The 17,004-nt window shown below is 26.8% G+C and carries 13 protein-coding genes and 1 riboswitch; of the genes, 9 read left to right on the top strand and 4 right to left on the bottom strand.

Going from position 1 to position 17,004, the window contains the following annotated elements; translation table 11 throughout:
- Nucleotides 1-16 precede the first annotated feature (16 nt).
- Nucleotides 17-892 carry a radical SAM/SPASM domain-containing protein gene (locus HMPREF0216_RS06445; RefSeq protein ID WP_040419186.1) on the top strand — a complete coding sequence of 292 codons (876 nt, stop codon included), beginning with the start codon at nucleotides 17-19 and terminating at the stop codon, nucleotides 890-892.
- 208 nt (nucleotides 893-1,100) lie between these two features.
- Here HMPREF0216_RS06445 and HMPREF0216_RS06450 read toward each other — a convergent pair whose 3' ends face one another.
- Entirely contained in the window at nucleotides 1,101-2,612 is a 1,512-nt protein-coding gene (locus tag HMPREF0216_RS06450; RefSeq protein ID WP_005212700.1) for a hypothetical protein, read from the bottom strand.
- Nucleotides 2,613-2,903: 291 nt separating this feature from the next.
- Nucleotides 2,904-3,078, top strand: a riboswitch (Lysine riboswitch).
- A gap of 76 nt (nucleotides 3,079-3,154) precedes the next feature.
- Between HMPREF0216_RS06450 and HMPREF0216_RS06455 the strand changes: the two genes are divergently transcribed.
- From HMPREF0216_RS06455 to HMPREF0216_RS06470, 4 genes are all read left to right on the top strand, one after another.
- A complete protein-coding gene (locus HMPREF0216_RS06455) occupies nucleotides 3,155-4,474 on the top strand; it encodes an APC family permease (protein ID WP_005212702.1) in 1,320 nt (439 codons plus the stop codon).
- Nucleotides 4,475-4,614: 140 nt separating this feature from the next.
- The gene (locus HMPREF0216_RS06460) at nucleotides 4,615-5,298 is read left to right on the top strand and encodes an SGNH/GDSL hydrolase family protein (RefSeq protein WP_005212703.1); all 684 of its coding nucleotides are present in this window, start codon (nucleotides 4,615-4,617) and stop codon (nucleotides 5,296-5,298) included.
- Nucleotides 5,299-5,393: 95 nt separating this feature from the next.
- The gene (locus HMPREF0216_RS06465) at nucleotides 5,394-6,572 is read left to right on the top strand and encodes an AI-2E family transporter (RefSeq protein WP_005212704.1); all 1,179 of its coding nucleotides are present in this window, start codon (nucleotides 5,394-5,396) and stop codon (nucleotides 6,570-6,572) included.
- Between the two features lie 145 nt (nucleotides 6,573-6,717).
- Nucleotides 6,718-6,873: a zinc-ribbon domain-containing protein gene (locus tag HMPREF0216_RS06470; RefSeq protein WP_005212705.1), complete on the top strand. Its 156-nt coding sequence runs from the start codon at nucleotides 6,718-6,720 to the stop codon at nucleotides 6,871-6,873.
- 79 nt (nucleotides 6,874-6,952) lie between these two features.
- Here HMPREF0216_RS06470 and HMPREF0216_RS06475 read toward each other — a convergent pair whose 3' ends face one another.
- Nucleotides 6,953-7,645: a tetratricopeptide repeat protein gene (locus tag HMPREF0216_RS06475; protein WP_005212706.1), complete on the bottom strand. Its 693-nt coding sequence runs from the start codon at nucleotides 7,643-7,645 to the stop codon at nucleotides 6,953-6,955.
- Nucleotides 7,646-7,990: 345 nt separating this feature from the next.
- On the opposite strand from HMPREF0216_RS06475, the gene HMPREF0216_RS06480 reads away from it, so the two are divergent.
- The 4 genes from HMPREF0216_RS06480 to HMPREF0216_RS06495 all read left to right on the top strand — a co-directional run bounded on the left by HMPREF0216_RS06480 (nucleotide 7,991) and on the right by HMPREF0216_RS06495 (nucleotide 14,620).
- Nucleotides 7,991-8,770, top strand: coding sequence for an endonuclease/exonuclease/phosphatase family protein (locus HMPREF0216_RS06480; protein WP_040419191.1), 780 nt, complete (start codon nucleotides 7,991-7,993; stop codon nucleotides 8,768-8,770).
- Between the two features lie 343 nt (nucleotides 8,771-9,113).
- Nucleotides 9,114-11,201, top strand: a complete 2,088-nt coding sequence (locus tag HMPREF0216_RS06485) for an efflux RND transporter permease subunit (protein ID WP_005212710.1) — start codon at nucleotides 9,114-9,116, stop codon at nucleotides 11,199-11,201.
- Nucleotides 11,194-13,938 carry a YhgE/Pip domain-containing protein gene (locus tag HMPREF0216_RS06490; protein ID WP_005212712.1) on the top strand — a complete coding sequence of 915 codons (2,745 nt, stop codon included), beginning with the start codon at nucleotides 11,194-11,196 and terminating at the stop codon, nucleotides 13,936-13,938. The genes HMPREF0216_RS06485 and HMPREF0216_RS06490 overlap by 8 nt, the downstream gene beginning before the upstream one ends.
- A 214-nt stretch (nucleotides 13,939-14,152) precedes the next feature.
- On the top strand, nucleotides 14,153-14,620 hold the full coding sequence (locus HMPREF0216_RS06495) for a methylated-DNA--[protein]-cysteine S-methyltransferase (protein WP_005212715.1): 468 nt from the start codon (nucleotides 14,153-14,155) through the stop codon (nucleotides 14,618-14,620).
- Nucleotides 14,621-14,728: 108 nt separating this feature from the next.
- On the opposite strand, the gene HMPREF0216_RS06500 is transcribed toward HMPREF0216_RS06495, so the two are convergent.
- On the bottom strand, nucleotides 14,729-16,003 hold the full coding sequence (locus HMPREF0216_RS06500; protein ID WP_005212717.1) for an ABC transporter permease: 1,275 nt from the start codon (nucleotides 16,001-16,003) through the stop codon (nucleotides 14,729-14,731).
- Entirely contained in the window at nucleotides 16,003-16,917 is a 915-nt protein-coding gene (locus tag HMPREF0216_RS06505) for an ABC transporter ATP-binding protein (RefSeq protein ID WP_005212719.1), read from the bottom strand. Before HMPREF0216_RS06505 ends, HMPREF0216_RS06500 begins: the two co-directional genes overlap by 1 nt.
- Between the last annotated feature and the right edge of the window lie 87 nt (nucleotides 16,918-17,004).

Raw genomic sequence — 17,004 nt, forward strand, 5'->3', positions numbered from 1 at the left:
AAAGGAGAATGCGGAAATGACAAGATTTAAAAAGGTATATATAGAAATAACAAATGTATGTAATTTAAGCTGCAATTTTTGTCCAAAGACAAATAGAAAATATAAGTTTATGGGAAAAGAAGAATTTTTACATATTTTAAAGGAAGTAAAACCATTTACAGATCACATATATTTTCACTTAATGGGAGAGCCCTTACTTAATGAAAATATAGATTATTTTTTAGAGGAAAGTTATAAAAATCATTTAAAAGTGAATTTAACTACAAATGGAACATTATTAAAAAAAGTAGAGGATAAGCTTATAAATTCAAAAGCATTAAGACAAATTAATATTTCGCTTCATAGTTTTGAAGCTAATGAAAAAACTGTTGAGCTTGAGGATTATATAAATAATGTTACAGATTTTATTACAAAAGCTAGATCTAATAGTGATATAATTTGTGCCATAAGATTGTGGAATATGGATAACAATGATTTAAAAGGAGCCAATGGCCTTAATAGTGATATTCTAAAAATGCTAGAAGAAAACTTAGAGTTAGATTTTTCAATAGGTGAAAAATTACAGGAGACTAATAGAATTAAACTAAAAGATAAGGTTTATTTAAATATGGCAGAAAAGTTTGAATGGCCAGATATTCAAATAGATAGTCTAGGAGAAGAAGTATTTTGCCATGGTCTTAGAAATCAAATTGGAATATTAGTAGATGGAACAGTAGTTCCATGTTGTTTAGATAGCGAGGGAAATATAAATTTAGGCAATATTTTTGAAAAGTCGCTGAAAGATATAGTAGAAGATAAAAGGGCAAGAGATATTTATGATGGTTTTTCAAGAAGAAGAGCTGTTGAAGAATTATGTAAGAAGTGTGGTTATGCAACTAGATTTAAAAAATAAAAATTATTAATAATGAAAAAGAGGCTAAATCAAAATTAGGAATAATAGATTCCGAAAACTTATTTCAAAATTAGGAGTTTATAAATATTTTGATTTAGTCTAAATAAAATTTAATGTTTCTACATAATAATATTTAAGATGAATATAAAACTATAATTTTACAAGGATATATTAATATAAAATTTAGTAATTCAGCATAGTCATAATATTAATTTTTACTAATAAATTTTAAGATAGTTGGCATATAAGTTTTTAGAAGGTTATAATTTTCAGCTAGTTCCTTTCTAATATAAAAAAGATAGCTATAATTATGATGATATGAATGACAGTGATTACTACATGCTTCATACTTAGCCTTCCAAACTTCACAACCTTGGAATGGATTAGCTGTTCCGATATAAAGATCATTTGATGAATTTACATATAATAAACGACCTCCATAATTATATTTATTACAGAATCCGTTTAATAACACTGGAGTAAAGTGTATACCATCAGTTGACTCATAAAGATCAAATCCGAATGGATATTTTGATTCATTTAATAATTCAACAATATTTTTATATATTTTTATAATAGTATTAGTTGCAAGCTTGCCAATTAAATTTTGAATTTCTATTTTATTGTAGAGAAGAGTATCTAAAATAACCTCCATGTTTATAGAATCATCAAAGGTTGAAATTAATAATTTATCATTATATTGCTTTATTTGCCATGCATACACATTAAATGGATTATTAAATCCAGAGTATAATCCAGATAAGCTTTTATTTCTAACACCTTTTGTTGGTATAGAAGGAATCAAAGCTGGACCACCGACAACTAAATCCCATCTATCAGTTTTTGAAATTCTTATAATATCACAACCAAGTGGAATTAACCAAGCAAGTGGTAATTGTTTAGTTCCACTTACATAAAGATAATTTTTATAAACACCAATACTTAAGATATACTTGTTAGCTGCATCTCCAAATCCTTTATCTACTATTAATGTCCAGTCATTTAATTTTGGTTCAGGACCATTTGTTCTCCAAACAGCAGCACCGTCAGAGCTACTAGTAGCAACATAAATTTTATTATTGAATATAGCCATATTACTAATTGAGCCAGAAGGATTTAAAGAAGGATTAAAATTAGGTGCTGTATTATCTATAACAGGTTCCCATGAATAATATTGAGGATCAACACTTCTATAAAGTTGAGGATAAGGGCTTGGATTAGCCTCATCAATAGTAGCTATATAAAGCTTGCCAAGATGGGTTAACATAGCTCTTGAAGAAGTACCTTTAAGAACTGTATCAGTTAATGGAAACCAGTTTACACCATTGGTAGATTTAAATACTATAACATTAGGTCCGCCATAACTAGCTGCATAAAGAAAAGTGTCTCTATTAAAAGGCTTGTGAGTAATCATATATCTAAAGCCAGATATATTGGTAAAGTCAGGGGCAGTATATACTTTTTCCAAAGGTAAAGAGCAATTTTTACGATATCTCCAGATTTCCGGTAAATTATCTACTGGATTAGGAGTAATAGAGTTAGGAGGAATTATAGAAGAGTTAATTGATTTTAAAATATTATATGGGATATTACGTCCAGTACCAATATAAATATATTTGTCTAACTCACTTATAGACCATGCATAATTATTTTGTTGTGCATTATTTAAATTGCTTCTGTCAAAACCATTAGTAAGAGTAGTATTTTTAAAGTTATACATCAAAAGGCTCCTCCTTTGTTATTTAATATATAAAGGATGTTGACTTATGATATATTATATGTATGATATGTTAAGGAGTTACAATATGTTAAATATAATAGTAAAAATAAGATATTTTGTAGATGAAAATAGATTATTTAGATATTATGTTAAAAAGTATTTATATTAAAAGCTACTATAATTGTTGACTTTAAAGAAAAATTTGTTAGAATATTTATGTATAAAAACACAGAAATTAAGTATAAATTTTAATAATTATAAATTTAACTTGATAGTGTAATTAAATATTCGGGTAAAGATAGAGGTTGCAATATTAAAGAGTAATATTATGGAGTTAAGCACGATGAATTAATATAAAAGGTAGTATTGCCGAAGTATATAGAGGATGCTTTAAATCTATATGCTGGGGTTGCATAAAATATATGCAAAACTGTCACAATAATAATTGTGGAGAGCTATCTTTGTGTTTGTTTATGTGTAAGTACAAGCTCAAAGATTAGCCTTTTGGGCTTATTTTTTTACCCCAAACTAAGGAGGAAAAAATGGAAAACAAAAGTTTAAAACGAGAAATTAGCCTTTTCATGGCTACTATGCTTGTTTGCGGTAACATGATTGGTTCTGGTGTATTTATGCTACCATCAACACTTGCTCAAGTGTCAGGACCAGGAGCTACAATAATAGCATGGATTTTAACTACAATAGGTTCAATTTTTATTGCAATATCATTTGCAAATATGGGTACTAAATATCCATCAACAGGTGGAGCGTATTGTTACACTAAAGAGGCATTTGGGGATTTTGCAGGATTTTTAAGTGCGTGGCTTTATTGGAATGGTTCATGGATTGGAAATGCAGCAATAATAGTTGCAGTTACAAGTTATGCATCAGCAGTATTTCCACAACTAAATAATCCAATAGTATCAATAATATTCTCAAGTTCAATTTTATGGATATTTACATTTATAAATGTAGCAGGAGTAAAGAAAGCAGGTAAAATTCAGGCTTTTACAACAGTATTTAAAATAGTATTTTTTGCATTATTTGTTATAGTCGCATTTTTAAATTTTGATTCAGCAAATATATTTCCTATGTATCCAGAAGGAAAGGGATTAAGTACAGTTCCACTTGCAGCCACATCAACTTTATGGGCATTTATAGGACTTGAAAGTGCAACAGTTACAGCTGGAGAACTTAAAGATCCCGAAAAGAATGTAAGAAAAAGCACAATTTACGGATTGATTATTGCGGCTATTATATACTTAGCAATAAGTATAGCAAGTATGGGGGCAATGGATAATGTTTCACTAGCTCAAAGTACAGCACCACTTACTGATATACTTACTAATGCTTTAGGAAGTAATATTGGAAAGATATTAACAATTGCAGTAGTTATTTGTATTTTAGGAACAGTAGTAGGATGGCTTTTATCAACAGCTAGAGTTGCTTATGCAGCAGGTGAAGATGGAGTATTCCCTAAGTTTTTTGGAAAGATTAGTGAAAAAACAGGCACTCCTGTAAATTCATTAATATTTGGTTCTATATTAGTTAATATTTTATTGATTATGAATTTCCAAAAAGGGATGGTAGATGCATTTACATTTATAACTATCCTTGCAACGTTATCATATTTACCAGTTTATCTTTTAAGTGTTTCTGCAGAAATAATGCTTACATTTAAAGAAGAAAAAGAATTTAACTTTAAGTTATTTATTAAAAAATCAATATTACCACTATTAGCATTTATATATTTAATATGGACTATATACGGTTCAGGAGCAGAAACTGTAATGTGGGGCTTTATATTAATGTTAATAGGAATTCCAGTATATATATATAATCATCATAAAAATAAGATAGATTAATATAAAATAAATTTATAGGTAAAAATGGCAAATAACATAATTAATGTTATTTGCCATTTTTTTATATTAAAAATTATTAAGATATACTATAATACAAGAGAAATATATGGAAATATAAAAAGTAGGAGAAGAATTAAATTATGTTTTATGATGATATAAAAAGGGGAGATATGGAAAATAATATAGTTATAAGGTTAATAGGAGATAGTATTACAGCAGGAGCAGGGAGTTTAGATGATAATAGGAATGGAGAAGTAATTATAAATATAGATGGTATTTGCTACAAAAGACAATTAGGAGAAAAATGCTGGGCATCACTTTTTAAAAAATATATTAATGAAAGATTTAAATATAGTAAAGTAATAAACAATGGATGTAGTGGAATAAATTCTAGTCAAGTAAAAGATAATTTAAATAAGTTATATGATATAAATGACAATATAATAATTTTAATGATTGGAGCTAATGATAGAAAGGTAAACAATGGAATGAAAATATTACATAGCAATCTAATAAGCATTGTTGAAAATCTATTAGAAAAAGATAAAAAAATAATATTAATGACACCAAATCCAGTTACAGCCCAAGATGACAATTATGATAATCGTTTATATAAAATGAATGAAGTTGTAAATGTTATTAGAGAAGTAAGTAAATATAAAGGAATAAAGTGCATAGATAATTATGAGTACATTAATATGTATTTAAAAAATAGAGGACAAACTATAGAAGAATTAATGAATTTAGAAAATGGAGATGGGTTACATCCAACAGATACTATCCACAAATTAATATTTAAGAATATAATTAGAAATTATTTTTGAAATTTTAACAAATAGAGTTATAAAAATATGATAAAATAAGAAATATTAGTTTATGAACTATATTTTGAAAAATATAAAGTAAATGGAGGAGAAAAATGAAAATAGATTGGAATAATAGATATGCTACTATAGCAATTTATGCATTTTTTGTTATTTGTGCAAGTATACTGCTGTATTTAGGTATGTCACAAATAAGTGAAATAAAAGCAAGCATAAGTAGCATGATAGGAACATTGCAACCATTTATTATAGGTGGCACATTAGCGTATATTTTAAATTTTATTTTGAAATTTTATGAGGAGAAGGTTTTATCTCATGAATATTTTAAAAATGTTAAAGAAAAGGCAAAAAGAGGTATAGCATTAGTATTTACATATATTACAGCAGGAATAATAACATACCTATTCATACAATTTGTTTTACCACAATTAGTAGAAAGTATAGTAGGTCTTGCAAATAATATACCTCAATATGTTAATGATGCAAGCAACTTTGTTAACGATCTTATGCAAAATTTAAATTTGCAACCTGAGTATTTAAATCTTTTATCAAATAAGTTTGATGAAATGGTAAGTTATATTATAACAATAGTAACTAATATGGTTCCTGTAATAGGAAATTTAGTTGTTACTATAACTTCAAGTATTTTAAATATAATAATAGGAATAATAGTTTCAATATATATTTTAATAGATAAAGAAAAATTTATGGCTTTAGGAAGAAAAATTACATGTGCAATATTCTCTGAAAGTAAGGCAAAATTTATATTAAGACTTGCTACTCAAAGTAATAGAACATTTAGTAGATTTTTAGGTGGTAAGATATTAGACTCATTTATAATAGGAATATTAACATTTGTAATATTAACTATATTTAAAATGCCATATATATTACTTATTTCTGTAATTGTTGGTGTTACTAATATAATTCCTTTCTTTGGACCATTTATCGGAGGAATTCCTGCAGCTATTATAATTTTATTTGTTTCTCCAATACAAGCTTTATGGTTCATTTTAATAATAGTAGTTATACAACAAATAGATGGTAATATAATAGGACCTAAGATTCTTGGAGATTCTATTGGAATATCAGCATTTTGGATATTATTCTCACTACTTGTTGCAACTAAATTTATGGGCTTTGCTGGAATGGTTATAGGTGTTCCGTTATTTGCAATATTCTATTCAATAATAAAAGAGTTAATAGAAGATAAACTTGCTAAGAAGGGATTACCTATAGAAACTGAAGAGTATGGTAAAAAATTTATTAAATAAAAAGTATAAAAACATGTATATTATTTTAAATAGTGCTAATAATACTATATGTAAAGCACGAAAGGAATAAAATAAGAACTAAGTATTTTAAGTTATCTTTGTTTATTATTTTGGGTAACCTTTCATCGGATATGGAGGAATTGCAATGTCAGAAAAAACATTAACATGTAGAGATTGTGGAACAGAATTTGTTTTCACAGAAGGAGAACAAGAATTCTACAAGGAAAAAGGTTTCGAAAATGAACCAACTAGATGCCCAGCTTGTAGAAAAGCTAAGAAACAACAAAATAATAGAAGATAATTATAAGGTATGTTTCTTAAGAGTTATAGAGTTTATCTATAACTCTTTTAATTTTATTAATAATATATTTAAGACAATATTATACTTTAGTTAAAGATTTAAATATAACTCTATTATAGGCTTGCTCTATATCTTCGAACTTTACTAAAGTTATAAGAGATTGGTTTAAATTCTGAGCTTTTTCTAAAAGTTCTTTAGCTTTATCAAAGTTATTATTTTTCGTTTCGATTAAACCTAAGTAATAAAAAGGTTCAACAAATTTTATATCTTCATTAATAAGATTATAAAAGATTTTAGAAGCTTCATCATAATTACCTTCTTTAAATTTAATTTCTCCATTATTAGATTTCAAAATGTTACTATCCTTATTAAAAGCTAAAGCAGTGGATAATACACTTTTTGCTTCTTGAATATTTCCATTACATATTAAAATTGATGTTAATGTTTCATAAAGAAAGGCGTTTTTATTTTTCTCTAAAAGATTTCTTAATAAGGAAATAGATTCTTGCCTATTATTATTTTTCCATAAAACTATTGATTCTGTAATTTTTAAATTTAATAAATCATTAGGTTTAAAATTTCTTTTTGTAAAAATTTCTTCTATATATTCATTTGCAATGGATGCTTTTCCATATTTAAGCTCACAAACTAAATAATCTATTATTATATTTACGCTACACCATGGTGAAATAATAGCACTTCTATAATAATCTAACGCTTTACTATAATTTTCAGATTTATAAGCTTTTGCACCCTTATACACTTTAATCATATAGAGATTTGTTGCTAAAATGAATATGAATAATAAAGTAAGTAATGTTGTTATTCGAATTTTGAAATTAACAAATATTGATGATAATAAAGAAATAATAACTATAACACATAGAAATAAAGTTTTTTTGTCTAAAAAGTTTTTTTCATAAGTTTCCCTCCCATACCTTTTTAAAATAAATTAAAAATATAAATGTAATAAATAACATATTGTAGATAAATATACTATTATTATACAATATAACATTAAATAGACAAGTAATTAATAATAAATTGGTAGTTTAAACTTATTTTTAAAAGGAGTATAATTAATAAAAAGTAAATTTAGTACATGAGGAGAATGACAATGAGAGTTATGTCTTTTAATTTAAGAAGTGATTTTATTTTAGACTTCAAAAATAGATGGGATAATAGAAGAGAATTAGTGTATGATATTATAAAGAAGTATCAATGTGATATTATTGGAGTACAAGAAGTAACAAATAAAATGTTTGAAGATATAACTGGAAATGTAAAGGATTATTATATTATTGGAAGTGCAAGAAGTAAGAGGTTTTTTTCTGAAAGAAATAATTTATTTATATCCAAAAAACATGATATAGAAGAACATAAAACTTTCTGGTTATCTAAAAGCCCCGATAAAGTGGGAAGTCAACTTTGGTACTCTTTATATCCTAGAATATGTACAACAGCAGTTATACAATTAGAAGATAATAGAAGAGTTAGAGTCTATAATACACACTTAGATTGTTTATTGCCACAAGCTAGAGATTTTGGATTAAAAAAACTTGGGCAATTTATTGAGAAAAATCGTAAAGTAGAAAATTTACCTGTAATTGTAATGGGAGATTTTAATGCAACTCCTAATAGTAAAGTAATAAAAAAGTTTGCTGCAGGAGAATATAGCACAAGTAGATTTGTAGCAGTTCAAGAAATAAAAAAAGAGCTTTATGAAAAATCTACTATGAGTAGTTTTAAAGGTAAAGAAAATGGGCTTCATATAGATTATATATTTGTAAGTGAAGAATTAGAAATTGTTGATGTAGATATAGTGAAAGACAATATAAATGGAAAGTACCCATCAGATCATTATCCGTTAATTGCAGATATAAGAATAAAAAAATAACGTTAAATAATATTTTAATATAGTGATGTTAATGTAAAAGGTGTGTTCAAATTATTACATTAACATTACTTTTTTTATTATATTTATTTAATAAAATGTGAATTTTTTTTAAACATAAAAATATAAAGAAAAAAGTTGTTTAGGAAAATAGCTAGTTCCTTGATGTAAAATTTAAACATTAAAGATAAATAAAGGATAATAAACTTTGTTAGAGTTAGTATACTCTAATTTGATTATAAGATAAATTTATAAATTAAAAAACAAAAAAAGCCTTAAAACGGACTTTGTAAAAAAAATATAAAAATATTAATATTGAAGGAGTTGAAAGAGGGGGGAAATAAAAATGAGGGGTATATCACAAAAAATAGCTCAAAGTAGAATAGTAATATTAATTATAGCATTTATATTATTAATACCATCAGTAATTGGTTATTTTAATACAAAAGTAAATTATGATATATTGAGCTATTTGCCTAATGATTTAGAAACAAGGCAAGCACAAGCAATTTTAAAAGATCAATTTGATTGTGGATCTTTAGCTATGTTGATTGTAGAAAATATGGAAAGTAAAGATGTAGCTAAATTAAAGGAAAAAGTAGAAGAGATTGAGGGAGTAAATGAAGTTATATGGACTAATGATGTACTTGATATATCAGTTCCAGATCAAATATTACCAGAAAGTATACGAGATATGCTTTATTCAGATAATTCAACATTAATGATAATTAAGTTAAAGGAAAGTGATGCAGATATTCAGACTGAAGAGGCAATTTCTGAAATTAGGAAGGTAGCAGGAAAACAAGCATTTTTGAGTGGGATTGCAGGAGTAATTAAAGATACAAAAGATTTAGCTGATAAGGAAACTCCTATTTATGTTTTAATAGCAGTTATTTTATCAGTTATAGTCTTAAGCCTAACAATGGAATCATTTATAATACCATTAATATTCCTTGCAAGTATAGGTATAGCTATTATTTACAATATGGGAACCAATATTATTTTTGGAGATATTTCTTATATAACAAAAGCATTATCTGCAGTTCTGCAATTAGGGGTTACAATGGATTATTCAATCTTCTTGCTTCATAGATATGATGAAGAGAGGGAAGTAGTAAATAATAAGACAGATGCCATGGCTACAGCTATAGAAAAAACAATAGAGTCTATTTCAGGAAGTTCACTTACAACAATTGCTGGATTTTTAGCTTTATGTATTATGGATTTAGCTTTAGGAAAAGATATAGGACTTGTAATGGCTAAAGGAGTAGTTTTAGGAGTAATTTGTACAATAACAGTACTACCAGCTTTGATATTAACATTTGATAAAGTAATTCATAAATTTAATCACAAAACATTATTACCTAAGTTTGAAAAAAGTTCAGATTTTATAATAAAACATCATAAGATTTTTGTATTAATAGCCATGTTAGCATTAATACCGGCTATTATTGGATATAACAAGACAGAAGTTTATTACAATTTAGATGAATCACTACCTAAAGATTTACCTTCAATAGTATCTAGTGAAAAGCTTAAAACCGATTATGATATGATGTCTACCAATATTATATTAGTTAGTGATGAGTTAGAAAGCTATAAAGTCAATGAGATGATTGATGAATTAAAAGAAATTGATGGTGTAACATCTGTAATTGGTCTTGAAGATATATTAGGTTCAAGAATACCTCAAAGCTTTATACCAAGTAGTTTATTAGAAAAGATAAAAAGTGGTGGATATGAAGAAATAATGCTTAATTCAAAATATAAAGCAGCATCAGATGAAGTTGCCAAACAATTAGATGAAATAAATTCAATAGTGAAAAAGTATGATTCGGAAGGTTTAGTTGGAGGAGAAGCACCTTTAACTAATGATTTAATTGATATAGCTGATAATGATTTTAAAAGGGTAAGTGTAGCTTCAATATTAGCGATATTTTTAATAATATTAATCATCTTTAAATCACCAATAGTACCAATATTATTAGTTTTAGCTATAGAGCTTGCAATTTATATAAATCTTGGAATTCCATTTTATATGGGAACTAGTATTCCATTTATATCTTCCATAGTAATTGGAACTATTCAATTAGGAGCAACAGTTGACTACGCAATTTTATTGACATCAAGATTTAAAGAAGAATTAGCAAAGACATCTGATAAGATAGAAGCAATGAGAATAGCACTTAAAAGTTCATCAAGATCTATAGTTACAAGTGCATTGACATTTTTTGCTGCAACTGCAGGTGTTGGAATAGTATCGGATATGGAAATGATAAGTTCATTATGTACTCTTATGGCAAGAGGTGCAATTATAAGTATGTTTGTAATTTTATTTGTGTTACCAGGTATATTGCTAATTTTTGGAAGATTAGTAGTTAAAACTAGTAAAACATTTGTTGAATGTGGTGAAGGGGGAAATAATAATGAATAAAGCATTATCAAAAAAGCTTATATGCTTAGTTGCGTTAATTACAACTACAACATCTACAGTAGCATTTGGACAAGATATTAAAAAGGATGAAACAGTTTATGTTATATTAGACGAAAATGGCAATCCTACTGAACAGATAGTAAGTGATTGGATTAGTGGTGATAAGGTATTAGGTGAGTTTAAAGATAATTCTAATTTGAAGGATATAAAGAATGTAAAAGGTGATGAAGAGCCTTCAATATCAGGTAATGAATTAACTTGGAATATAAGTTCAGAAAATCTTTATTATGAAGGAACAAGTAATAAGGACTTACCATTAAGCTTATCAGTAAATTATGAGTTTAATGGAAAAAAGGTAAATCCTAGGGATGTAATTGGAGAAGAAGGAAGTTTTAAAATTACTTTAACTGTTAAAAATAATGAAAGTAAAGTGAAAAATATTAATGGAAAGTCTAGAAAGTTATATGTACCATTTTTAAGTGCAATAGAATTAACACTATCAAATGATAATTTTAAAAATATAAAGGTAAGCTCTGGTAAAGTTTTAAATGATGGAAATAACTCACTTATAACTTTTATAGCACTTCCAGGACTTAAGGAATCTTTAAATTTAGATGATGTTTTAGGAGAGTTATTAAGTGATAGCAGTATCAATTTAGAAGATACAATTGAAATTACGGGAGACACAACAAGTTTTGAAGTTCCTGCTATAATTATGATTGCAACTACAGCTAATGAAGAACTTGAAGAATTAAAGGGTACAGATAAAATAAGTGATTTAAAAAAATCATTAAACGAATTACAAAGTGGAGGAGAAGAATTATTAAGTGGTAGTAAAGAATTATTAGATGGACAAACTGAATTAGCTACAAATTATATAAAGTTTGATGATGGAGTTAATAGCTTAAGTAGTGGAGCAAATACGTTAAGAGATGGTATAAATACTTTAAGGGATAATGTACCTACATTAATGAATGGTGCAAATCAATTAAATAGTGGAGCAGGTCAAATAAAAGATAATTATGCTATTTTTGACAAAGGAGTATCATCTTTAGCTGGTGGAGCAAATACGTTAAATAATGGAATAAATAAATTAAATAATAGTGTTCCAGAACTAGCAAGTGGAGCAAATGAATTAAATACTGGATTGGGACAAGTAAAAGAAAATTATACTGTTTTTGATGAAGGAATATCTTCATTAGCAGATGGAGCAACTAGTTTAAATAGTGGTATAAGTATTTTAAGTAGTAATGCACCTAATTTGATAAATGGAGCAAATGAATTAAATAATGGATTAGAAAAAGTAAAAGAAAATTATACTGCTTTTGATGAAGGAGTATCGTCATTAACTAATGGAGCTAGTACTTTAAATGATGGAATAAATACTTTAAAAAATAGTGCTCCTAGCTTAAGTGAAGGTGCAAATACTTTAAATAGTGGACTTCAAGCTTTAAGTAATTCCCAAGCTCAATTTACATCAGGAGTTCAAGCATTTATAAGTAATACTGAAAACATTAGGGCAGGATATGCTAATTTAGATGGAGGAATAGATTCTGCATTAGCTGGAGCAACTGAGTTAAATAATGAGTTAGCTAATGGTAGTGGAGCTGTTAATGAACTTTTAAATTCGGCAGTTAATCTAGAGTCAATTGCTAGTAATCTTGATGTAATAGCTGGTATATTAGCAGCTAGTGATGATGAAACAAGTAAAGCTCAATCTACAGAAATTTATAATCTAAGCCAAAGTATCAAAGATATTTCATCAGCACAACAAGGTGGAATTAGTAGCTTATCAGATTCAGTGAACTCAGCAGCTAATGGAGCAGCTTTATTACAACAAGGCTTAACAAGTACATCATCAGGATCAAAGGAGTTATTAGGAAACGTTGATGCTTTAATATCTGCAGGATCAGACTTATCTAATGGGTCAATTCAAATAGGTGATGCAATAAATGCATTATATGGAGGAAGTACAGAACTTGTAAATGGAGCAAAGCAATTAACTACTGGCATTGATAGTTTAGCAAATGGAAGCAGTACATTATTAAATGGAGCAAATGAGTTAAATGAAAATTCAAAGAAAATAAATTCAGCAGTAGGGTTATTATATGAAGGAAGTACAAAATTATCAAAAGGAACAAGTGATTTAAGTGAAGGAACAAGCGTATTAGCACAGGGAAGTAATACATTAGTAAATGGAGCAAATGAATTAAATACAAACTCAAAGAAAATAGATTCAGCTGTGAGCAAATTATATGAAGGAACTTTAGCTTTAGTAAGTGGTGGAGAAACATTAAGTAGTGGTGTTGAAGAACTTGCCAATGGTGGAAATGAATTAGCAGATGGAGCAAGTACTTTAAGTGAAAATTCAGCTAAAATATTGGAAGGAACAGAGCAGTTAGAAAATGGAACAAATGAGCTATATGATGGAGTTACAAAACTTAAGGAAGAAGGTTTAGATAAATTAAATGAAGAAGGAAATAAAGCTATAGATGATATTGATGGATTAGTGGAAGTTAAAGATGAATTAGTAGAAATGGCAAAAGAGTATGGTGTATATTCAGGATTATCAGATAATATGACAGGTACTGTCAAATTTATAATGAGAAGCGATGCTATTAAGAGCACAAAAGAAGAAATCAAATCAAAAGATGAAAAAGAAACAGAAGTTTCAGGGGTTAAAAAGGAAAGTAAATCAATATTTAATAAAATAAAGGAATGGTTTAATTTAGAATAAGGATATATAATAAATTAAATAGCTTAGAATAGATAAGAGAAAATAGCATATTAAAAAGGGAGTTTATGATATAACTTAAGTGAAATAGTAGATTTTAACTGAAATTTTAAAGTTATTATTTAGTTAAATTTAAATACAATAAATTTAAGAATATTATAAGATCCCTTTTTATTTTTTATAAAGAAAGACTACATAAGAATAAGGAGAGAGAAAAATGAATTTTGGATATTTTAATTCGCCTATAGGAACTATAAAAATTGAAGCAGATGATGAATATATTACAGCAGTCTATTTTATTGATAAAAATAGTACTTTAAATACAGACGTAGAAGAGGTAAATGATAGCATAATTATCTGTAAGAAGCAGCTACAAGAATATTTTAATGGTATAACAAAGTGCTTTGATATAAAGCTTAAATTTTTAAAAGCAACAGAATTTCAAAAAAAGGTATGGAAAGAACTACAAAAAATCCCGTATGGTCAAACTGCTTCTTATAAGGAAATAGCTGAAAGAATTAATAATCCTAAAGGATGCAGAGCTGTAGGAAATGCAAACAATAAAAATCCTATAGCTATCATAGTTCCATGTCATAGAATTGTTGGATCAAATGGAAAAATGGTAGGTTATGCTGGAGGAATAGATAAAAAAGAGTTTCTTTTAAGTTTGGAATGTGAAAATTAATTATAAATGGCAAAATAGAGGATATATTATAACAATTTAATCTCATATTTGCCATTTATAAAATGTTTATATATTAATTTTCATATAGTTATATTTTTAAAATAAATATTATACTTTTTTATTCTTTTTCATTAACTTTAAAGCATTAGTTAATTTTATAGGATTCCCATACATTAAAGTACCAAGTCTGTAAATTTTAGCTGCACCTAAAGCGATTAATATGGTGGATATAGCTAGTATTATAAAGGAAATAATTATTTCAATATTAGCTACAGTCCCCATAGCTACTCTTATTAGCATTGTCATACATGAACTAAAAGGTATAAATGATGCTATTTTGATAAGAGGGCTATCACTATTACTTAAACCAAACATACTGATAAAGAATACAACAACAAAAATCATAGTAATAGGACCAATACTTGAACTAATTTCTTCAGTTTTAGAAACAAGAGCTCCTAAAGCACCGAATATAAATGCATAGAATAGGAAACCGATTCCTCCAAATAAAGCAAAAGTAATTAAAAGGTTACTAGGAATGTTAAATACACTATCCAATAAACCATTCCAAGCATTTCTGTTTATAGAATAAGTAACTAATCCAGAGGTAAGAATAATTCCAACTTGAATAAATATGGAAATGCTAGCTGCTAGTACTTTACCGAAAATAAGACTATTGCTACTAGCACTTGTTATTAATACTTCAATAGCACGATTGCTTTTTTCAGATGTTACAGAAACAGCAATAAGTTGACCATATAATAAAATTAACATATATAATGCAAAAATAAGTATATAAACATAGAAAAAGTTACTAGCTTTATCTTCGCCTAATACTGTTACATCTGATTCTACAGGTGAATTAATTATTGATTGTAATTCATCAAAATTTAAGTTGTTAGTATCTGCATAAGATTTTTGATTTAAGGTTGTTAATATATTTTCAAAAACCATCTGATTGTGGTCAGCAAAGTTAGAATTATTAACTAAATATGTGTATTTGCTTAAGCTATAAACAATAAATCCAGCTTTAGCATCACCATTTTTTATTAGATTTTCACACTCTTCAGTTGTATCAACCTTATTCCAAGAAGAATTAGGAAAAGAAAGTTCAAGTATAGATAAATCTTCAAATATATTTTCATTATCTATAATAATAAAAGTTTCTTTATCTTCTTTTTCAGAAATATCGTTAGTATCTATAGTATCACTTATATTGCTATTATTACTTAAACCAGGAATAATATTAGACATATCAAAAAATGATGGGATTGATAATCCGATTATAAGTAATGCTGAAACAAGAATTGTTGTAATTAAATATCCTTTAGATTTAAAGTAATTAGTTAGTTCAAAGCTTAATACGGCTAAAAATTGTTTCATTATTCATCACCTGCCTTTAATACAAATATATCTGTTAATGTAGGTTCATAAACTCCAAAATTTTCTATATCAATATCAGAATTTATGATTGCACTTAAAAAATCATTTTTTGAGCAATTTTCACATAGTTCTAATATTAAAAAATCTTTTTTTACTTCATAAACTTTCACAAAATCAGAAAAATTGTTTATACAAATATCATTAAGTTCTTTTAGTGAATAATTATTTGCACTTAATATAAGTCTATTTTTCCCAAATTCCTTTTTTATGTCTTTTAAATTACCTGATAAAGTGATATTTCCTTTATTTATAATAGCTATATCTTCACAAAACTCTTCTACATAACTCATTTGGTGGCTTGAGAATATTACTAATTTGTTATCAGCAATTAATTCATTAACAACATCTTTTAGAATTTGAGAATTTACAGGATCTAAACCACTAAAAGGTTCATCTAAAATTATTATTTCAGGATTGCAGACTAAAGTTTGAGCTAATTGGACTTTTTGTTGATTACCTTTAGAAAGTGTATCAAGTTTTCGATTTTCATATTCGTCAATACCTAATCTTTTAAGCCATTTTTTCAAGTTTTCTTTCGCTTCTTTTTTACTAATACCTCTTAAACTAGCAAGATATAAGATTTGTTCACTTACTTTCTTTTTAGGATATAACCCTCGTTCTTCAGGTAAATAACCTATTTGATGATTTATAGGCTTAAATGGATTACCATCAATTAGTATTTCACCACTATCTCCATTAAAAACATTCATTAATATACGTATAGTAGTAGTTTTACCAGCCCCATTTCTACCTAATAAGCCTAAGGCTTTTCCACTTTCTACAGAAAAAGAAATTCCGTGTAGAACTTCATTTCCAGAGAAGCTTTTACGTAGATTTTTTACTTCTAGCTTCATAAAATAAATCCCCCTAACAAATATAGATATTATTACCGTGAAAAAAGTTAAAAACAAAAATAATAAACGGTAATTTATAACTTATTA

The organism is Clostridium celatum DSM 1785 (assembly GCF_000320405.1).
In the GTDB taxonomy this organism is placed as follows: Bacteria; Bacillota; Clostridia; order Clostridiales; family Clostridiaceae; genus Clostridium; species Clostridium celatum.